At 73.6% G+C, this 19,819-nt stretch carries 13 protein-coding genes and 1 pseudogene; 11 read left to right on the top strand and 3 right to left on the bottom strand.

What is annotated here, in order from left to right; translation table 11 throughout:
• Positions 1-72: 72 nt before the first annotated feature.
• Positions 73-3,192, top strand: a complete 3,120-nt coding sequence (locus tag MPTA5024_RS43235; RefSeq protein WP_036320388.1) for a helix-turn-helix transcriptional regulator — start codon at positions 73-75, stop codon at positions 3,190-3,192.
• 147 nt (positions 3,193-3,339) lie between these two features.
• Entirely contained in the window at positions 3,340-3,552 is a 213-nt protein-coding gene (locus MPTA5024_RS05360) for an acyl-CoA carboxylase subunit epsilon (protein WP_036320386.1), read from the top strand.
• Between the two features lie 27 nt (positions 3,553-3,579).
• Here MPTA5024_RS05360 and MPTA5024_RS05355 read toward each other — a convergent pair whose 3' ends face one another.
• Complete coding sequence (locus tag MPTA5024_RS05355; RefSeq protein WP_232326212.1) at positions 3,580-4,716, bottom strand: haloalkane dehalogenase; 1,137 nt, start codon at positions 4,714-4,716, stop codon at positions 3,580-3,582.
• Between the two features lie 271 nt (positions 4,717-4,987).
• Here MPTA5024_RS05355 and MPTA5024_RS05350 point away from each other — a divergent pair, with 271 nt between their 5' ends.
• The 4 genes and pseudogenes from MPTA5024_RS05350 to MPTA5024_RS05340 all read left to right on the top strand — a co-directional run bounded on the left by MPTA5024_RS05350 (position 4,988) and on the right by MPTA5024_RS05340 (position 7,243).
• On the top strand, positions 4,988-5,638 hold the full coding sequence (locus tag MPTA5024_RS05350) for a TetR/AcrR family transcriptional regulator (RefSeq protein WP_036320385.1): 651 nt from the start codon (positions 4,988-4,990) through the stop codon (positions 5,636-5,638).
• Positions 5,639-5,752: 114 nt separating this feature from the next.
• Positions 5,753-6,145 (top strand): annotated as a pseudogene (locus MPTA5024_RS44580) (MFS transporter); the annotation flags it as partial.
• A 16-nt stretch (positions 6,146-6,161) separates the two neighbouring features.
• Positions 6,162-6,812 (top strand): hypothetical protein, encoded by a 651-nt coding sequence (locus MPTA5024_RS43230; RefSeq protein WP_232326211.1) that lies wholly within the window; start codon positions 6,162-6,164, stop codon positions 6,810-6,812.
• Between the two features lie 209 nt (positions 6,813-7,021).
• The gene (locus MPTA5024_RS05340) at positions 7,022-7,243 is read left to right on the top strand and encodes a hypothetical protein (protein ID WP_051457726.1); all 222 of its coding nucleotides are present in this window, start codon (positions 7,022-7,024) and stop codon (positions 7,241-7,243) included.
• Between the two features lie 51 nt (positions 7,244-7,294).
• On the opposite strand, the gene MPTA5024_RS05335 is transcribed toward MPTA5024_RS05340, so the two are convergent.
• Positions 7,295-8,146 (bottom strand): alpha/beta fold hydrolase, encoded by an 852-nt coding sequence (locus MPTA5024_RS05335; protein ID WP_051457725.1) that lies wholly within the window; start codon positions 8,144-8,146, stop codon positions 7,295-7,297.
• Between the two features lie 119 nt (positions 8,147-8,265).
• The gene (locus tag MPTA5024_RS05330; RefSeq protein WP_084369429.1) at positions 8,266-8,910 is read right to left on the bottom strand and encodes a TetR/AcrR family transcriptional regulator; all 645 of its coding nucleotides are present in this window, start codon (positions 8,908-8,910) and stop codon (positions 8,266-8,268) included.
• Between the two features lie 318 nt (positions 8,911-9,228).
• On the opposite strand from MPTA5024_RS05330, the gene MPTA5024_RS05325 reads away from it, so the two are divergent.
• From MPTA5024_RS05325 to MPTA5024_RS05305, 5 genes are all read left to right on the top strand, one after another.
• A complete protein-coding gene (locus MPTA5024_RS05325; RefSeq protein ID WP_036320381.1) occupies positions 9,229-10,221 on the top strand; it encodes a DUF1702 family protein in 993 nt (330 codons plus the stop codon).
• A 246-nt stretch (positions 10,222-10,467) separates the two neighbouring features.
• The gene (locus MPTA5024_RS05320; protein WP_051457724.1) at positions 10,468-11,430 is read left to right on the top strand and encodes a DUF1702 family protein; all 963 of its coding nucleotides are present in this window, start codon (positions 10,468-10,470) and stop codon (positions 11,428-11,430) included.
• Positions 11,427-13,394, top strand: a complete 1,968-nt coding sequence (locus MPTA5024_RS05315; protein WP_036320380.1) for a CRTAC1 family protein — start codon at positions 11,427-11,429, stop codon at positions 13,392-13,394. The genes MPTA5024_RS05320 and MPTA5024_RS05315 overlap by 4 nt, the downstream gene beginning before the upstream one ends.
• Before the next feature lie 5 nt (positions 13,395-13,399).
• Complete coding sequence (locus MPTA5024_RS05310; RefSeq protein WP_036323296.1) at positions 13,400-14,428, top strand: hypothetical protein; 1,029 nt, start codon at positions 13,400-13,402, stop codon at positions 14,426-14,428.
• Positions 14,425-19,819 (top strand): type I polyketide synthase (locus MPTA5024_RS05305; RefSeq protein WP_063794622.1); only part of this gene is annotated, 5,395 nt, incomplete at its 3' end. The genes MPTA5024_RS05310 and MPTA5024_RS05305, both read left to right, overlap by 4 nt.

The following is a 19,819-nucleotide window of genomic DNA, read 5'->3' as shown; positions in this document are numbered from 1 at the left end:
ACCCCGTCCGGCCGCACCCTGCCCTTCTGAGCCCGTGTTGTGTCACGCGCGCATCCGCGACGGAGGCCGGTCATGGTCCTGGTAGAGCGAGACGAGGAGATCGCCGCCCTGGAGGGCCTGCTCGCCAGCGCGGTCATGGGCAGGGGCAGGATAGCCCTGGTCGGCGGCGCCGTCGCCACGGGCAAGAGCGCGCTGTTGCACGCGTTCGCGGAGCAGGCGCTGGAGCACGGCGCGCTGCCCGTCACCGCGACCGGCTCCCGCATGGAGCGCGACCTGCCGTTCGGCGTGCTGGGCCAGCTCGTCCGCGACGCGCCGCTCGTCCGCGGGGAGCGCGAGCGGGCGGCCGCCCTGCTGGAGGAGGGCGCACGCAGCGCGCCGGCGTCCGGGCCCGCCGCGGACACCCTCCAGCAGGTGGACGCCCGGATCGTGGACGGCCTGTGCGGCATCCTGCTCGGGCTGTCGGAGCGCTACCCGCTGCTCGTCGTCGTGGACGACGTGGACCAGGCCGACCGGGCCTCGCTGCTCTGCCTGGCCTACCTGTCGCGGCGCCTGCGGGTCTCCCGGATCCTCGCCGTCTTCGGCTGCTCCGACCAGGGCGGCCCGGACGAGTTCTTCGAGACGGAGGTGCTGCGCCAGCCGCACTGCCGGCGGCTGCGCCTCGCCCCGCTCTCCCCGGTGGGCGTCGTCTCCCACGTCGCCCGGCTGGTGGACTGCGACGCTGCGGAACGGCTCGGCGAGCAGTGGCACACGGCCAGCGGCGGCAACCCGCTGCTGGCGGGCGCGCTGGCCGACGACTACCGGGACGCGGCACGCGCCGCGGGAGGCGCCCCTCCCGGCATGCTCGTCACGGGTGAGCGCTACGCGGCCGCCGTGCTGGCCTGCCTGCACCGCGCCGCGCCGTCGACGCTCCGGGCGGCCCGGGCCCTCGCCGTGCTCGGCGGCCCCGACCTGCTCTCCGGGCTGCTCGGTGTCGGGCCCGCGGACGTCATGCGGGAACTGCACGCGCTCACCTCCTGCGGGCTGGTGGAGCGGGGCCGGTTCCGGCATGAGGCGGCCCGGGCCGCCGTGCTGGCCGAGCTCGCGGGCCCCGACCGCGCCGGCCTGTACCGCCGGGCCGCCCAGCTGGCCCACGACGCCGGCGCCGCGCCCGAGGTCGTCGCGCGGCATCTGGTGGACGCCGGGACGGCGGACCTTCCCTGGGCCGTCCCGGTGCTGGTCGAGGCCGCCGAATGCGCGCTGCGCGCCGGGCGGGCCCGCCCCGCCGCCGACTACCTGCGGCTCGCGTGGCGGGCGTGCGACGACGAGCGCCGCCTCCGGATCGGCATGCTGCTCATGGCCGCCGAGTGGCGGCTGGATCCCGGCACCCCCGCGGCCCAGCTGGGGCACCTGGCCGACGCCGCCAGACGCGGCGGCCTGCGGGGGAGCGACGCCGTCGTCCTCGCCCGCGCGCTGCTGTGGCACGGCCGGTTCGACGACGCACGCGACGTGCTGGCCCGCGTCGAACGCGCCGCGGCGACCCCCGCGCCCCACGGCACCGGTCCCGCGCCCCACGGCACCGGTCCCGCGACGACGGCCCCTTCCGCGACGACGGCCCCTTCCGCGACGGCGGCACCCTTCGGGGCGGCGGATTCCGGGAGGGCGGCCCTCTCCGAGGCGGCCGTGCCCTCCACGGCGGCGGATGCGGAGACGACGGTGGAGCTCGCCGTCACCCGGCTGTGGCTGCGCGCCACCCATCCGCCGTTCCTGGAGAGCCTGCTCGGCGGGGAAGGGCGGGCCGCCGGCTCCTCGGGGCCGTACACGCCGGGGCGACACGTTCCCGGGCCGCACGCCTCGGAGCCATATCTCGCGGAGCCGCACCCCTCGGGGCCGTATGAGGGGGGCGAGCCTGGGCACGCCTCGCCTGCGCTCATGCCGGCCCCGCTGCGGGGGCCTGCGCGGGCCACGCTGCGGTCTTCGCCGCCGGCGCTGTCGCCGTCGGCCCTGCGGCGGCTGGAGTCGGCGCGCGCGCTGAGCGACACGCTGTCCCGCGGGTCCCGGGACGGCGACGTGGAGGCGGTCGAGCGCGTGCTCCAGGCGAGCCGGCTCGGGCACGCGGCCACGGACGCGGCGACCGACACGGTGGAGAGCGCGCTGCTCGCGCTCGCGTACGGCGGCCACAGCGACCGGGCCGCCTCCTGGTGGGACCTGCTGACGGGCGAGGCGCCACCGGCGCAGGCCCCGAGCCGTGTGGCCCGGTTGGCGGCGGTCCGCGCCGAGATCGCGATCCGTCAGGGCGACATGCCTGCGGCCGAGCACCACGCCCGGGCCGCGCTCGCCGCCGTCCCGCCCGCGAGCTGGGGCGTCGCCGTGGGCGGGCCGCTCGGCAGCCTCATCATCGCGCAGACCGCGATGGGCCGCTACGACGCGGTGCGCGAGCACCTCGACCAGCCGGTCGGGGAGGCCGTGTTCCAGACCCGGTACGGCCTGCAGTACCTGCACGCCCGGGGACGGTACGGCATGGCGGCCGGTCTGCCGGCGCTGGCGCTGCGCGACTTCCAGCTGTGCGGCGAGCTGATGACGAGCTGGGACCTCGACGCGCCGGGCCTGGTGCCGTGGCGCGCGGAGGCGGCGGAGGCTCTCCTTCGGATGGGGCGGCCCGACCAGGCCCGCCTGCTCGTGGAGGCCCAGCTCGCCCTCTGCGGCCCGGACAGCCCGCGCGAGCGCGGTGTGGCGACCCGGCTGCTGGCCGCCGTCTCCGACCCCCACCAGCGGCCCGTCCTGCTGCGCCAGGCCGTCGACCTGCTGCAGGAGGCGGGGGATCGGTACGAGCTGGCTCGGGCGCTGTGCGACTTCGTCGACGCCTGCAACGCGCTGGGGGAGAACCGGCGGGCGGCGTTGATCGCCGCGCGGGCCCACGCGCTGGCGGTCGAGTGCCGCGCCGACCCGCTCACCCTCGCGCTGCCGAGCCGCCCCGAGCCGATCCGCGTGCCGGCGCCGCCGTCCCCCGAGCCCGTCGAGGTGCTGAGCGACGCCGAACGCCGGGTCGCGGCGCTCGCCGCCGCCGGGTACACGAACCGGGAGATCGCCGGGAAGCTCTACATCACGGTCAGCACGGTCGAGCAGCACCTGACGCGGACGTACCGCAAGCTCAACATCAGCAGGCGGGCCGACCTGCCGTCCAGCCTGGAGTTCGGCGACCACGCCGTCGCCTGAGCGACGCCTTCGTCCCGTCCCATGCGGCCGACATCGGGCCGCGGCCACCGCGGCCACCGGAGCCGGGGCGGGGTGCGCACGCGGGAGGATGCGGCCGCCCGCCCGCGCGGGCGACGCTCGAGGCGTCGCCGAGTCACGGGAGGTCCGATGGACGACGCGCCGCTGATCCGGGTGGTTCGCGGGAACCCGACGCCGGAGGAGATCGCCGCGCTGCTCATGGTGATCAGCGCCGGTGCGGCCGCCTCCCGGTCGGAGGGGGACGCGCGCGACGCGGCCGAGGACCGGGCGCGCCGCGCCCGCCTGCTGCGCGGCCCCGTCGTCCCGGGCCCCGGCGCCTGGCGCGCCGCCGTCATCCGCTGACGTCCGGGAAGCCCTCGTACGGGGTATTCACCACCGCGTCGACTCGATGAAGGCGTTGACGATCGCGGCGAGTCTGGGGCCCTGGTCCTCCTGGACGAAGTGGCCCGCGTCGGCGATGGTGGTGTGCGGTTGGCCGTGGGCGCCCGGGATGCGCTCGCGCAACCACTGGTCGGGATTGGGGACGGCGTAGCTCGGGTCGTCGGTGTCCGGCGCCTGCGGCAGCAGGATCACGTGGTCGCTGAACGCGCACAGGAACGGTATGGACAGTGTCTGCAGCACGGCCCACGCGTTGCGGTTGGGAACGGTGGCCTCGTCCCAGGCCGTGGTGGGCACCAGGAGGGGGAACTGGCGGGCGCCCTGCCGATAGCTCTCATCCGGGAACGGCGCATCGTATCCGGCCTTCACCGCCGGACTGAGCTCGCCGAGCGTGCCCGCCTCGACGACGGATCCGGCGTCGAACGGGTCGGCCCGCTGGCTGTACTGCGTCCACGCGTGAAAGGCCCGGCCGACGTCCTGGTCCCCGGTCGGCAGATAGGTGTTCGTCGCCACCACACGGCGGAACCGGCCGGGGTGCTCGGCCAGCAGTCGCAGGCCCAGCAGGCCACCCCAGTCGTGGCACACCATGGTCACGTCGTGCAGGTCGAGCCTGTCGAACACCGCTTCGCGCAGCCAGTCCACATGACGCTGGTAGGTGTATGCGAAACGGGACGCGGGCTTGTCGGAGCGGCCGAACCCGACCAGGTCGGGGGCGACGCAGCGATGCCCGGCGGCCACGAGCGGCGGGATCACGTGCCGGTACAGGTAACTCCACGACGGTTCCCCGTGCAGAAGCAGGACCGTCTGCCCGGACGGCCTCACCGCGGCGGCCGGCCGCTCGTCGACGTAATGCACCCGCAGCCGGTCACCGGAGCCGTCGCCGGCGTCGACGTGGACGTAGTGCGGCTCGAACGGGTAGTCGGCCAGGTCGCGGAATCGGGACTCCGGCGTACGCACCACCTTCATGTGGGGGGAAGGCGCCGAGCGCGGGTGCCCGTCATGCGCCGAGGGCGGGAATCGGAGCAGACCGCTCGCCGCGGCGGCGGTCCCGGCGCCGAGCATGTGGCGGCGAGTCAGGAAGGCCGGCGCGGAGGCGTCGTCACGGTCGTCCGGGCGATGTGCGGTCATGTGTTCCTCGCTGTCTCCGGTTCGCGGGCATGGTGAGGCCGTACGGGACGGCACCCTGGCGTTGTCGACGGCGAGGTCGATCAACCGCCAACCTGAACACATATGTTCAGGTTCTGACGCTATCACCAAGTCGAACATTCGTGTCCGACTTGGCCTTCTTGCGCCGCCTCTGGCCGGCCGCGGCAGGGCGAGGAAGCGGTACGCGGTGGCAACGTGAACTACACTGTTCGAGTTGGTGGGAAACGTCGGCCCGGGGAGCACAGGACCGAAGATGGCAGCCACACCGCGCGGCGCCGGCGACAGGTCGCGGTCCGCGCAGCCCCCCGCGGCGCAGACCGAGCGGCGAGCCGACGCCCGGCGCAACATCAGGTCCATCCTGGACGCGGCCCAGCTCTGCCTGGCCCGCGACGCCGACGCCAGCGTTGCCGACATCGCCAAGGCGGCGGGGGTCGGCCGGGTCACGCTCTACGGGCACTTCAAGACCCGGGCAGACCTCGTCGACGCCGTCCTGACGCGCACGATGGAGCAGTCCGACGCCGCGCTCGACGCGACCGACACCACCGGTGACCCGGGGCAGGCGCTGACCCGGCTCGTCGGCGCCTCCTGGCAGATCGTCCACCAGTTCCACTCCGTGCTTCAGGCCGCCCAGCGCGAACTGCCCCCGGAACGGATCCGGGCCGTCCACGACCGGACCCTGCAACGGGTCCAGGCGATCGTGGACAACGGGCGACGCGCCGGCGTCTTCCGCGACGACCTGCCCGAGCGGTGGCTCGTCACGACCGTGTTCAGCCTGATGCACGCCGCGGCGGAGGACACCGCCGCCGGCAGGCTGGACGCCGGCGATGCCGCGCGCGTCGTCTCGGCGACACTGCTCGCCGCCCTCACCGCGCCCGGCACGGCCGTCCCCACGCCGGCCCCGTAACCGCCGGCACCAGCCTTCGTCGCACACGCCGCAGCGACGCGACCCGGCATGGTCGTCTCCGGATGAGAAGGCCTCAGGCCTGACTCGCCACCGTGCAGCGACACCGCACGCCTCCTGCTTTCCGGCATCGCCGACCGATATCCCGCCCGCCGGGTGCTGGTGGCCTGCGACCTGCTCTCGGCCGGCTGCGTGACGCTGATGGCCGTCCCGGCGACCCCGCTCGCGGCGGTGTTCGTCCTCCGCTTCGCCCTCGCGATGATGTCGCCGGTGTTCACCGGCACCCGGGCGGCGAGCCTGGCCGACATCCTGTCCGGTGACCTGTACGTCCTGGGCCGCTCGCTGGTGCGGACGGTCTCGCAGGGGTCCCAGATCATCGGCTACGGACTCGGCGGACTGGCCCTGGTATGGCTGTCACCCCGCGCCGCGCTGCACGTGACCGCCGGTACCTTCCTCGGTTCCGCGCTGCTCCTGCGTCTGGGCACCCGCGGCCGTCCGGCCCGGGTGTCGGGGGGGCGGGGCGACGATGCGCGCTTCGATCGCCTCCGCCCGGCGGTTGCTCGGTATCCCCCGGGTCCGCGCGCTGCTGCTGATGTGGTGGATCCCGCCGATGTTCTTCATCGTCGCCGAGGGAACCGCCGCGCCTTTCGCGGACGCCGCGGGTGCGGGCTCGGCGGGGTTCGGGCTCCTCATGGCCGCGATGCCCGCGGGGACCGCGGTGGGAGAGGTGCTGGCGGGCACTGTGCTCGGGGCGGCCGCCCGCGAGCGGATCGCACTGCCGCTGGCAGCGGGGTCGATGCTGCCGATGGTCGCGTTCGCCGTCCATCCGCCGTTGCCGCTCGCGGTCGCGCTCCTGCTGCTCACCGGGCTGTGCGCCGCCTACACGCTCGGCATGGACCAGTGGTTCGTGCAAGCGGTGCCTCCGGCGGTGCGGGGCAGCGCCATGTCCCTGCTGGGAGCCGGCCTCATGACCCTCCAGGGGCTCGGCGTGATCGCCGGCGGCGCCATCGCCGCGTCGGTTCCCCCGTACGCGGTCGTCTGCGGAGCCGGTACGGCCGGGACGGCCTGCATGGTCGTCATCCTGCGATCGGTCCGGGCGACGCGGACGACGGCGCCTCCCGCGGACGCGGAGACGTGGACGCGAGACCCCGCCCCCACGACGGGCGCCGGACCGTAGGAGGCCGGCCCGCCTCCGTATATCGTCCGGATTCATGGGTGACCAGGCAGGGCGCTGGCGGGAGTTGAACAAGGCGTACTGGGACGAGCGGGTGCCCATCGTTCAGCTTCGTCCTCGACGACGAGACCGGAAGCACGGTCACGCACGACTACTTCAACGAAGGCCCGGAAGCCTCGGGAGGCGCCGGAACGTACGCCGATGAGACGGCGGTGACCGAGGACAACGAGACCGTCGAGTGGCGGCACAGCCTGTCGGCCGTCGTCTCGGCGATCGCCGGAGCCGGGCTGCGGATCCGGTTTCTCCACGAGCACGACTACACCTTCTACCTCCAACGCCAGTCACTTGAGCGCCACGACGGCGAGGTCTACCGGCATCGCGAGGGCGCTCCGCGCATCCCCCTCACGTACTCGATCCGTGCGGAGAAGGCGTGAGCCACTCGGCGCGGACCGGGCCCCCGATCAAGGCCCGAACAGGTCACGGTCCTATGAGGCCGGTGCCGGAACGAAATCGGCGATGGCGCCGGCCACCGCGGCCGGACTGTCGACCGGGACCCAGGTCTTGGCTCCGGGAACGGCGACCAGCGTGGCGTGGGGGAAGTCGGACGCGAGCCGTCGCGCGTGTGTCATCGGGAAGAAGTCGCACGATTCGCCCCAGATCAGCAGGACGGGCCGGCCGAACCGCGGGATCGTCTCGGCGGCATCCGTGAGGAGCCGCGGGCGGAAACCGGCCGAGGCCGCGACGAGATCGCCGGCCACACGTCGATCACGTCGTGCCGGTCCGAAGAACGACTCGGCCCGCTCGTGGTCCAGTCCGTACGCGGTGACGGCGGAGACGGTCCTGCGCCGCAGAGCCGGCCATCGGAGCTGTAGCCGAAGAAACGCCCGGGCGAGCCGGGGCAGTGTGCGAGACAGCGCCGCCGCCTTCTTGAGTGCGTCCGGAGGGAACTGGTCGTAACTGTCGCAGTTGGTCAGGACAAGACTGCCCACGCGCCCGAGAGCCGGATGGCCGGTGGCCAGCGACAGGAGGAGCAGCCCGCCGGCCGTGTCGTTGGCGACCACCGTGGCGTCGTCCACGTCGAGCAGGTCGAGGCAGTCGAGCAGCAGCCGGGCCAGCGAGGTGGACGACAGGTCGGCTCCGGGCGTCATCGGCCAGGGGTGCGCTCCCAGCGGGAGGTCGATCGTGATGCAGCGGTAGCGGTCTTCGAGCGCGGCGACGACGTCGCGCCACAGGTCGTGGTTCGCGAGCGCCCCGGCGAAGAAGACGAGCGCCGGTCCTCGGCCGCGACTCTGCCAGGCCAGTGGTCCGAGACGGGTTTCCAGTCTTCCGGATTCCATAGGTATAAAACATACTCTTGGTATGTCAGTGTGACAATCCCGGTCGACGCGTGTTCGTCAGGTGCGGTGTGCGCGGTGCTCACACCATTCGTGATCAGGCGCGTGCCTTGCCGGCGAGGTCACCGCTCCTTGCCCGCGGCCAGACCTTGGAGCATCGCGTGGAGCGCCTGTCCGAGCGTCTGTCTGGTCTTCTCCGGATCGCCGACGTGGGCGATCAGCATGCCGCTCAGCCCGAATGTGCCCCGGATGAGGTGGGCGAGAAGGTCGGGGTCGAGGTCGACGATCTGGCCCCGCGCGATCGACGCGGCGATGAACGACCGCAGGTCGACGTGGCCCCGCTGCCGGTCGGCCGCATCCAATATCTCCTGGCCGAGGACGACCGGCCCGTCGATCAGCCCGATCCGCCGGGTCTCCTCATCCAGCGCCGCGTCCAGGTAGGCGTTCATCCTGGCGATGATCTGGTCGACCGGCGCCCCGCCGGGGTCTCCGGCTCCCGTCGCGCGCGCCTCCGTCTCGGCCTCCACCTCCGCGTACACGGCGCGGAACAACGCCTCCTTGCTGGCGAAGTGGTGGTACACGGCGCCCTTGGTGACCCGGGCCGCGTCCGCGATCTCGTCCACCGACGTCTGGGCGTAGCCCTTCCTGCCGAACAGGGAGCGGGCGGCGGCGAGCACGGCGCGGCGAGTGGCCTCGGCGTGCTGCGCCCGCAGCATCGTCGATGTGTCGGGGCTGCTGCTTCCGTCCGTCCTGGGTCGCCGGGGCATGCGGCCAGTATCCCACCGGCGGCGATCACGACGACGATCCCCTCGGAGGTGCGGTCATCAGGCGGCGGTCATCAGGCGGCGGTCGCCCCAGGCGGCGCCGGCACCGCCCGCTGGGACAGCTCCCGCGACCCGGCGGGAACCGGCCGATCCGGGAACGTCGCCACGACGAAACAAAAGATCACCCGACAAACGAGACTCGGTCTTGGTGCCGCAATCCGGGAGATGTTTCCCAGGACCTCGCATATGACCATGGAATGGTCCGGCCGCCAGCGTGCGACCGCCGGAATCCGAAGTGAAGCTTGAGGAGGCGGCCTTTTCATGCCAACGTTTTTCGGTTCCGTACGCAGGCTCCTGCTCACGCCGTCCCTGGCCGACGTGACATTCGAGGTGCGGGGATTTCCTGTCACGCCGACCGACGCCACCCGCCGGCTGGAGGCCATTCCGCAATCGGTGATCTGCGGGTTCGAGTGGGGGATCGACGCGCGCGACCAGTGGGAGGTCGAGCGCCGGCTGAGCCTGGTCGACGCCGAGTTCCGCGGCTTCGCCTACGAGGGCGCCACGATGGCCTTCACCGTGCTCGACGCCATGGGCGGCGGCCGGGGCACGCGCACCCGTGACCTCATGACGGGACCGGGGCGGCCGCACATCTTCCTCACCTACATCGGCATCGGCTTCGCCATGGCCCGCCTGCCCCGTCCGCTCTGGAGGAAGGTCGTGCCCGACATGAGCGGGTCGCCGTACTACCCGACCATGAGCTGGCTGGCGGTCGACGGCTACGGGTTCGACCGGGCGTACTTCGACACCCGCCGGTGGGTCGACGAGCAGCGCGTCCCCGCGCCGTACGCCTGGGAGGGCTCGCCGGAGTACTTCCTGCGGGCCGTGGACCAGGGGATCGGCCGGGCGCTGTGGTTCATCCACGGTGGGCGGGTCGAGGGTGTGGCGGCGGCCGTTCGGGGCTTCGCGAGCCACCGCCACGCGGACCTGTGGAGCGGCGTCGGCCTGGCCGCCACCTTCGCGGGCGGCTGCGACGCCGCCGGCCTCGCCGAGCTGCGCAGGGAGGCCGGGGAGCACCGGGCCGAGCTCGCCCAGGGCTCGGTGTTCGCCGGGAAGGCCCGCAGCTACTCCGGGTTCGTCCCGGGCCACACCGAGGTCGCGACGGCGGCGCTCGCGGACCTGTCGGTCGCGGACGCGGCCGCGCTCGCCGACGACACCGCCGTCGACCCCGCCCCCTCGGGCGGCGTCCCGGCCTACGAGCTGTGGCGGGCCGCCGTGCGCGCCCGCGTCGCGGCGTCCGAGCGCGTCGCCGGCTGACCCTCCCGGCGGGGGCGGACGGCGCCTGCGCCGTGCGGAACACCGTTGACGGCGGTTCTAGAAACGCGGGCGAATTCGCCGCGCGTTCGTTCCGTCATGTCGTCGATTTGTGGATCGGCACAAGTGGGCACTCTTGAAGTGGCCCGCGGCCCGATACGTGTGAATAAATTCGAATAATAAAAGATCACCCGTTGAAGAAAGGGCCGACCGGAGGGCGGTACGGAATTGACGAGCTTTCTGCGTTCAATGAGACGCCGAATCATGACGCCGGACATCTCCGAGACGAAGATGTCCACGCGCGGATTCCACGTGAAGACCCCGGAGGCCCGGGACCTGCTGGAGAAGGTCGGCGAGACCTTTCTCACCGGGTACGCGTACGCGGCCGAGGCGCGGACGACCGCCGAGGCCGAGGAGCGACTGGAGCAGGTGCCGGAGCGCTTCCGCGGCTTCGCCTACGAGGGCGCGGGCATGGCCTTTGCCATCCTCGACGCGCTGCCCTTCGGCCGCGGCCGCAAGACGGAGGAGTTCCTGGCCGGCCGTGGCGACAAGCACATCTACATGGTCTACGTCGGCATCGGCTGGGCCATGGCCCGGCTGCCGCGGTTCCTGTGGCCCAAGGCCGAGACCCTCGACCCGCTGCTGCGCTGGCTGGTGCTCGACGGCTACGGCTTCCACCAGGCGTACTTCAGGACCGAGCAGTACGTGACCGGGCAGTACCAGGACCCGGCGTTCCCCTGGCCCGCCGACGGCACCCGGCCGTACGCGAACCGCGCCATCGACCAGGGCATCGGGCGGGCGCTGTGGTTCGTCGGCGGCACCGACCCCGAGGTGGCCGTCTCGCTCATCGAGCGGTACCCGGCGCACCGGCACGCCGACCTCTACGCGGGCGCCGGCCTGGCCGCCACGTACGCCGGCGGGGCGCCCGAGGACGAGCTGCGGGAGCTGTGGGACCGCGCCGGCGTGCACCGCTCCCAGGTCGCCCAGGGGTCGGCCTTCGCCGCCGAGGCGAGGGTGCGGGCCGGGCTGCTCGGCGACCACACCCGGCTCGCGAGCGAGATCTTCTGCGGCACGACGGCGGAGCAGGCGGCCCTGGTCACCCAGCAGGTGCGGCCACCGCAGCCGGTGGACGACGGCGAGCGGACCGCCTACGAGGCGTGGCGGCAGCGCATCGCCGCCGAATTCGTTTCCCTTGGAGGTGTTACCCAGTGACCGCGACCCTTGGCTGGCTGCGCAGGCAGCTGCCGGGCATCGTGGCGCTCGTCCTGGTCACGAGCGTCTTCCTGATCGCCCGCCTGCCCTCGTACTCCGCCGCGCAGACGGCGGAGATGGCGAGCAAGTACTCGTTCAAGCCGCTGTCGATCGCGCTGCCGAGCGGCTACCCGCAGCAGTCGATCCGCAAGGTCAACAAGGACTACACGCACATCGACGCCTGGATCTCCTCGGTCGGCGCGGCGATCGCGATGAACGACCTCGACGGTGACGGCCTGTCCAACGACCTGTGCCTCGTCGACACGCGGATCGACCAGGTCGTCGTCACGCCCACGCCGGGCGCCAAGGCGAACCGGTACAAGCCGTTCGCGCTGAACCCGGCGCCGCTGCCCGTCAACGACCACATGGCGCCGATGGGCTGCGTCCCCGGCGACTACAACGAGGACGGCCGGCTCGACCTGCTCGTCTACATGTGGGGTCGCACGCCCATCGTCTACCTCGCGAAGGCGGGCGCGTCCGGGCTGTCGGCCACGACGTACCAGCCGACCGAGCTGGTGCCCGGCCCCAACTCGACCAACGGCGTGTACACCGGCCCGCAGTGGAACACCAACGCGGCGACCGTGGCCGACTTCGACGGCGACGGGCACGACGACATCTTCATCGGCAACTACTTCGCCGACGGCCCGGTGCTCGACCCGACCGCCAACGGCGGCGTGCACATGAACCACTCGATGTCGAACGGCCACAACGGCGGCGAGGACCACTTCTTCCGCTGGACCGCGGCCAAGGGCGGAGACAAGCCGTCGGTCGCCTACCAGAGGCTCGACCACGTCCTCCCCGAGGACGCATCGAAGGGCTGGGAGCTCGGCGCGGCCGCCAACGACCTCGACGGCGACCAGCTTCCCGAGCTGTACCTGGCCAACGACTTCGGCCCGGACCGGATGTTCTACAACCGCTCCACGCCCGGCCACATCAAGCTGTCGCTCGTCGAGGGCGTGCGCTCGCCGCTGATCCCCAAGTCGAAGACGGTCGGCCACGACTCGTTCAAGGGCATGGGCGTCGACTTCGGCGACCTCAACCACGACGGCGTCTACGACATGTTCGTCAGCAACATCACCACCTCCTGGGGCATCGAGGAGAGCAACTTCGAGTTCGTCTCCACGGCCAAGGACCAGACCGAGATGCGGGCGAGCCTCCGCGACGGCGTGGCGCCGTACGTGGACCGCAGCGGGCCGTCGCAGACCGCGTGGTCCGGCTGGGGCTGGGACGTCAAGATCGACGACTTCAACAACGGCGGCGAGCCGGCCATCGCGCAGGCGACCGGCTTCGTGAAGGGCTACACCGACCGGTGGCCGCAGCTGCAGGAGCTGGCCACGGCCAACGACGAGCTGCTGCAGAACCCGACCTGGTGGCCGAACGCGCGAGCCGGCGACGACATCGCGGGCAACCAGACCCTGCACTTCTTCGTGAAGGGCCCGGAGGGCCGCTACGCCGACCTCGCCCCGCAGCTGGGTCTCGCCGTCCCGGTGCCCACCCGCGGCATCGCGACCGGTGACGCCGACGGGGACGGCCGCCTCGACTTCGCCGTGGCCCGCCAGTGGGACGCGCCGATCTTCTACCAGAACCAGAGCCCCTCCCAGGGCGCGTACCTGGACCTGCACCTGACCAGGGCCGAGACGCCGGTCGCCGGTCGCTTCCCCGCCCCGGGCTCGCCGGCCACGGGCGCGCAGGTCTGCGCGATGACCGCCGACGGCCGCATGTACATCGGCCGCGTGGACGGCAGCAGCGGCCACTCCGGCCGCCGCACCACCGACGTGCACCTCGGCCTCGGCCAGAACGTCACCGGGCCGGTGAAGGTGCACCTGCAGTGGCGCGACCGCACCGGACAGGTGCGCGAACAGGACCTTCAGCTGACCCCGGGCCGCCACTCGCTGGAGCTCGGTCTGCAGGCCAAGGAGAAGTGATCCACATGGCTGAGAACACCCCACCCGCCGCGGGGCCGCGCCACGACCCCAAAGTGGTCATCGCGCTGAGGAACTTCGCGATCTCGATTTCGGTCTTCAACATCATCGGGTACACCGTCCTCGGCTTCGAGCAGCCGTGGGTGTGGCCCTTCCTCGCCCTCGCCACCGGCTACACCACCGAGATCGGCCTCGAGTGGATCGCCGCCAGGGCGGAGGGACGCGCGCCCCGATACAAGGGCAACGGCCTGCGGGGACTCGTCGAGTTCCTGTACCCGGCGCACATCACCAGCCTGGCCATGAACATGCTGACCTACGTCAACGACCAGGTCCTCGTGCTGATCTTCGGCGTCGTGGTCGCCGTGGGCGCCAAGTGGGTGCTGCGCGCCCCGGTGAAGGGCCGGATGCGGCACTTCATGAACCCGTCGAACTTCGGCATCGCCGTCATCCTGCTGGTCTTCCCCTGGGCCAGCATCGCCCCGCCGTACCACTTCACCGAGAACGTGGACACCTGGATCGACTGGCTGGTCCCGTCGATCATCATCCTCGGCGGCACGATGCTGAACGGCAAGCTGACCGGCCGCATGCCCCTCATCGTCGGGTGGGTGGGCACCTTCGCCCTCCAGGCCGTCGTGCGCGGGATCTTCTTCGGCACGTCGATCCCGGCCGCGCTCGGCATGATGACCGGCGTCGCGTTCGTGCTGTTCAGCAACTACATGATCACCGACCCGGGCACGAGCCCGTCGAAGCCCGCCTCGCAGATGGCCTTCGGCAGCGGCGTCGCCCTCCTGTACGGCCTGCTGACCGCGGTGCACATCTCGTACGCCCTGTTCTTCGCCACGGCCGGCGTCTGCGCCATCCGGGGCGGCTTCTTCTGGGCGCTGCACTTCGTGAACAAGGCCCGCCAGCAGGCCGCCGCCGCGCCCGCCCCCGCGCAGGCCCCCGACCCGGCGCTGGCGCCGTCGCCGATGGCGGCCCCGGTGGCCGTCGCGGCCGGCCCCGCCTCGCTGAACGGGAAAGAGGCGGCGTCCGTATGAGCAGGATCGCGATCGTCGGCATGGCGTGCCGCTACCCGGACGCCGCCTCGCCGAGAGAGCTGTGGGAGAACGCTCTCGCCGGTCGCCGCGCCTTCCGCCGTCTGCCCGACGAACGGATGCGCCTGGAGGACTACTGGGATCCCGATCCGTCGGTCCCGGACAAGTTCTACGCGCGCAACGCGGCCGTCATCGAGGGCTACACGTTCGACCGGATCGGCTACAAGATCGCCGGCAGCACGTACCGGTCGACCGACCTCACGCACTGGCTCGCCCTCGACATGGCGGGCCGGGCGCTGGAGGACGCCGGCTTCCCCAAGGCGGAGGGCCTGCCGCGGCAGCGGACGGGCGTGGTGGTGGGCAACACCCTCACCGGCGAGTTCACCCGGGCGAACATCCTGCGCCTGCGCTGGCCGTACGTCCGCAGGACGGTCGGCGCGGTGCTGAAGGAGCAGGGCTGGGACGACGAGCGCCTGGCCGCGTTCCTGGAGGACCTGGAGGCCACCTACAAGAGTCCGTTCCCCGGCGTGGACGAGGACACCCTCGCGGGCGGCCTGTCCAACACCATCGCCGGCCGGATCTGCAACCACTTCGACCTGAACGGCGGCGGCTACACGGTCGACGGCGCCTGCTCGTCGTCGCTTCTGTCGGTGACGACGGCGTGCAAGGCGCTGCTGGACGGCGACCTGGACGTGGCCCTCGCGGGCGGCGTCGACCTGTCGATCGACCCGTTCGAGATCATCGGCTTCGCCAAGACGGGCGCCCTCGCGAAGGGCGAGATGCGGCTGTACGACCGGCACTCCAACGGCTTCTGGCCGGGCGAGGGCTGCGGGATGGTCGTGCTGATGCGCGAGGAGGACGCCGCCGAGTCGGGCCGCCGCGTGTACGCCACCATCGCCGGCTGGGGCATCTCGTCCGACGGCCGGGGCGGCATGACGCGGCCCGAGGTCAGCGGCTACCGGCTCGCCCTGAGCCGGGCGTACGAGCGGGCCGGGTTCGGCATCGAGACGGTCGGCCTGTTCGAGGGCCACGGCACCGGCACGGCCGTCGGCGACATGACTGAGCTCACCGCGCTGTCGACCGCCCGGGCGGACGCCGACGCGGCGGCCCCGCCCGCGGCCGTGACCTCGATCAAGGGCATGATCGGCCACGCCAAGGCCGCGGCCGGTGTGGCCGGGCTCATCAAGGCCGCCATGGCCGTGCACGAGCAGGTCCTCCCGCCGGCCATCGGCTGCGTCGAGCCCCACCAGGTGCTCACACAGGAGGGCGCCCCGCTGCGGGTGCTCCGCAAGGCCGAGCCCTGGCCCGACGCCCTGCCGGTCCGCGCCGGCATCACGGCCATGGGCTTCGGCGGCATCAACACCCACGTCGTGCTGGAGAGGAGCGGCCCGCGCCGCCGGTCGCTGCCCTCCCGCACCCGGACGCTGGCCGCCTCCCTGCAGGACGCCGAGCTGCTGCTGGTGGACGCCGCGTCCCCGCAGGACCTCCGGGAGCGGCTGGTTGAGCTGGCCGGCTTCGTGCCGGCGCTGTCCTACGCCCAGCTGGCCGACCTCGCCGCCACCCTCCAGCGGCGGCTGCGCGACCTGCCGTACCGGGCGGCCGTGGTGGTGTCGTCTCCCGACGACGCCGAGCGGCAGCTGGGCCGGGTCGTCAACGCCCTCGACGGCGGGGAGAACCGGCTGTTCGCCCCGGACGGCCGGGCGTTCCTCGGCCGGGCCGACGGGCCGGGCAGGATCGGCTTCCTGTTCCCCGGGCAGGGATCCGGCCGCGGCACCAGCGGGGGCGCGCTGCGCCGCCGCCTCGCCGAGGTCGAGGAGATCTACGTCCGGGCGGCGCTGCCGACGGCCGGGGACATGGTGGCCACCGCCGTCGCCCAGCCGCGGATCGTCACCGGGTCGACGGCGGGCCTGCGGGCCCTGTCGCTGCTCGGCGTCGAGGCCGAGGTGGCCGTGGGGCACAGCCTCGGCGAGCTGTCGGCCCTGCACTGGGCCGGGGCGATGGACGAGGAGGCGCTGCTCCGGCTGGCCGGCGACCGCGGCCGGGCCATGACCGAGCACGGCACCGAGGCCGGGACCATGGCCGGCGTCCGCGCCGCCCCCCCGGCGGTGGCCGACCTCGTCGCGGGCCTGCCCGTGGTGATCGCCGGCTACAACGGCCCCGAGCAGACGGTCGTCGCCGGGCCGGTCGCCGCGGTGGAGGAGGTGGGCCGCAGGGCCGCCGAGGCCGGGCTCACCTGGACCTCGCTGCCGGTGTCCCACGCCTTCCACTCGCCGCTGGTCGAGCCGGCCGCCGAGGCGTTCGGGGAGCGGCTCGCCGGCGAGCCGTTCGACCGGGTCGCGCGGCGCGTGGTCTCCACCGTCACGGCGGAGGCGCTCCGGCCGGACGCCGACATCCCGGCGCTGCTGCGCCGGCAGATCACCGAGCCGGTGCGGTTCACCCAGGCGGTGGAGCTGGCGGCCAAGGACATCGACCTGTTCGTGGAGGTCGGCCCGGGCCGGGTGCTCACCGCCCTGGCCTCCGCCGCGACCGACGTGCCCGCCGTCGCGCTCGACACCGACGACGAGTCGATCGCGGGCCTGCTGCGGGTGGCCGGCGCCGCCTACGTCGTCGGCGCCCCCGTCCTGCACGAGGAGCTGTTCCACGGGCGGCTCGTGCGGCCGCTGGAGGTCGGCGCCGAGTTCTCGTTCTTCGCCAGCCCGGCCGAGCAGGCCCCGCAGGTGCAGCTGCGCGCCGCCGTGCGCCGCGCCGAGGAGCCCGCCGCGGCGGCGTCCCCGGCGGCCGGGACCGGCGTTCAGGACGGCGAGGGCGCCGCGTCCAGCATCGACCTGCTGCGCAGGCTCGCCGCCGAGCGGGCCGAGCTGCCGCTGGAGATGGTGGGCGAGGACAGCCGGCCGCTCGACGAGCTGCACCTCAGCTCGGTCACCGTCATGCACATCATCGACCAGGCCACTCAGCGGCTCGGCGTCCCGGCCGGGCAGGCCCCGACCAACCTGGCCACGGCCAGCCTGCGCGAGCTGGCCGACGCGCTCGACGCGCTGGTGGGCAACGGGGGACAGGCGGCCGCGCAGGTCGTCGCCCCGGCCGCCTCCTGGGCCCGGCCGTTCGCGGTCGACCTGGACGAGGTGCCCGCGCCCGCCCGCAGCGCCGCGGAGGAGAGCGGGACCTGGCAGGTGTTCGCCCCCGGGGAGTACCCGGCCGCCGAGCCCCTGCGGGACGCGCTGGAGCGCGCGCGGCTCGGGAGCGGCGTGCTCGTCTGCCTGCCGCCGGACTGCGCCGAGGACGACGTCCAGCACGCGCTCCTCGGGGCGAAGGCGGCGCTGGCCGCTCCGCGCGGCACCCGGTTCGTGCTCGTGCAGCACGGCAACGGCGCCGCCGGGCTCGGCAAGACGCTGTGGCTGGAGGCCCCGCACGTCCGGACGACGATCGTCCGCGTCCCGGCCGGGACCGACGCGGCCGACCGGGTGGTGACCGAGGTCGCCGCGACCGAGGACTTCGCCGAGGTCCACTACGACGAGGCGGGCGCCCGCCGGGTGCCGACCCTGCGGGCCCTGCCCGTGCGGCCCGCCCGGGAGCGGCAGCCGCTCGGCCCGTCCGACGTGCTGCTGGTGACCGGCGGCGGCAAGGGCATCACGGCCGAGTGCGCGCTGGCGGTGGCCGGGGACAGCGGGGCGAGGCTCGCGGTGCTCGGCCGCTCCGACCCGGCCGCCGATCCCGAGCTGGCCGCCAACCTGCGGAGGATGGCGGACGCCGGCGTCGCCGTGCACTACGCGCGGGCCGACGTCACCGACGCCGCCCAGGTCCGCCGCGCCGTCGGCGAGATCCAGGAGGCGCTGGGGCAGGTCACCGGCGTGCTGCACGGCGCCGGGCGCAACGAGCCCGGCGGGCTGGCGGGCCTCGACGCCGACGCCTTCCGCAGGACGTTCGCCCCGAAGGTGGGCGGCCTGCGCAACGTGCTCGCCGCCGTCGAGCCGGACGCGCTGCGCCTGTTCGTCACCTTCGGCAGCATCATCGGCCGGGCGGGCCTCCACGGCGAGGCGCACTACGCCACCGCCAACGAGTGGCTGGCCGGCCTCACCGAGGAGTTCGCCGCGCGGCATCCGGACTGCCGGACGATCTGCATGGAGTGGTCGGTCTGGTCGGACGTCGGCATGGGCGAGCGGCTGTCCGTCGTCGACGGCCTGGTCCGCAAGGGCATCGCGCCGATCTCGCCCGAGCAGGGCGTGGAGATCATGCGCCGGCTCGTCGCCGACCCCGACGCGCCGGCTGTGGTGGTCGTCAGCGGACGCGCCGAGGGCGTCGGCACGGTGCGCCGGGAGGCGCCCGAGCTGCCGCTGCTGCGCTTCGTCGGCACCCCGCTCATCCGCTACCACGGCGTCGAACTCGTCACCGAGGTCGAGATGAACGCCGGCACCGACCTCTACCTCGCCGACCACCTCCTCGACGGCAACCTCCTGTTCCCCGCCGTCCTGGGGATGGAGGCCATGTCGCAGGTGGCCACCGCCGCGCGCGGCGGCGACGGCGCGGTGACGGTGATCGAGCGGGCCGAGTTCCTGCGGCCCGTCATCATCCCGCCGGAGGGCAGCACCACGATCCGCGTCGGCGCCGTCCTGACCGCCGACGACACGGCCGAGGTCGCCATCCGCAGCGCCGAGACGGGCTTCGACGTCGAGCACTTCCGGGCGCGGGTGCGGTTCGCCGGCGAGAAGGCCCCCGACGGGCCGCCGGACCAGGCCGAGGGCCTGCCGCCGGTGCCGCTCGACCCGGAGAACGAGATGTACGGCGAGGTGCTGTTCCAGGGCGGCCGCTTCCACCGGCTGCTCGGGTACCACCGCGCCGCCGCCCGGCACGTCGACGCCGACGTGGCCGCGCTCGACGCGCCCGGCTGGTTCGCCCCCTACCTGCCGGCCGAGCTGCTCCTGGGCGACCCGGGCATGCGCGACGCGCTCATGCACGGCAACCAGGTCTGCGTGCCCGACGCCACCCTGCTCCCGACCGCGATCGAGCGGCTGCACCTGTCGATGGGGCACGGCGGCGGCCCGGCGCTGGCCGAGTCGGGGGTGCTGCGCTACTGCGCGACCGAGCGCTCCCGGGACGGCGACACCTACATCTACGACATCGCCGTCCGCGACGCGGCCGGCGCCGTCGTGGAGCGGTGGGAGGGCCTGCGCCTGCAGGCCGTGCGGAAGAAGGACGGCCGCGGCCCGTGGATCGCCCCGCTGCTCGGGTCGTACCTGGAGCGGACGCTGGAGGACCTCACCGGCGCCCGCGTGGCCGTCGCCGTCGAGCCGTACGACCCGGCGGGCCCGGACGGCGAGGCGGAGCGGTCGGCCCGCACGGCGCTCGCGGCCGGACGCGCCCTGGGCCGGCCCGTCGAGGTGGTCCGGGACGAGGACG

Source organism: Microbispora sp. ATCC PTA-5024 (assembly GCF_000511135.2).
Taxonomy (GTDB): Bacteria; Actinomycetota; Actinomycetes; order Streptosporangiales; family Streptosporangiaceae; genus Microbispora; species Microbispora corallina.
This window is presented reverse-complemented; position numbering and strand designations above follow the sequence as displayed.

Excerpts from the sequence above, each read along its gene's own strand:
- MPTA5024_RS05325 (WP_036320381.1), top strand. The coding sequence starts at position 9,229 with ATGCCAACGTTTTTCGGTTCCGTACGCAGGCTCCTGCTCACGCCGTCC.
- MPTA5024_RS05330 (WP_084369429.1), bottom strand. The coding sequence starts at position 8,910 with ATGCCCCGGCGACCCAGGACGGACGGAAGCAGCAGCCCCGACACATCG.
- MPTA5024_RS05355 (WP_232326212.1), bottom strand. The coding sequence starts at position 4,716 with ATGACCGCACATCGCCCGGACGACCGTGACGACGCCTCCGCGCCGGCC.
- MPTA5024_RS05335 (WP_051457725.1), bottom strand. The coding sequence starts at position 8,146 with ATGGAATCCGGAAGACTGGAAACCCGTCTCGGACCACTGGCCTGGCAG.
- MPTA5024_RS05350 (WP_036320385.1), top strand. The coding sequence starts at position 4,988 with ATGGCAGCCACACCGCGCGGCGCCGGCGACAGGTCGCGGTCCGCGCAG.
- MPTA5024_RS43235 (WP_036320388.1), top strand. The coding sequence starts at position 73 with ATGGTCCTGGTAGAGCGAGACGAGGAGATCGCCGCCCTGGAGGGCCTG.
- MPTA5024_RS05320 (WP_051457724.1), top strand. The coding sequence starts at position 10,468 with ATGAGACGCCGAATCATGACGCCGGACATCTCCGAGACGAAGATGTCC.
- MPTA5024_RS05360 (WP_036320386.1), top strand. The coding sequence starts at position 3,340 with ATGGACGACGCGCCGCTGATCCGGGTGGTTCGCGGGAACCCGACGCCG.
- MPTA5024_RS43230 (WP_232326211.1), top strand. The coding sequence starts at position 6,162 with ATGCGCGCTTCGATCGCCTCCGCCCGGCGGTTGCTCGGTATCCCCCGG.
- MPTA5024_RS05310 (WP_036323296.1), top strand. The coding sequence starts at position 13,400 with ATGGCTGAGAACACCCCACCCGCCGCGGGGCCGCGCCACGACCCCAAA.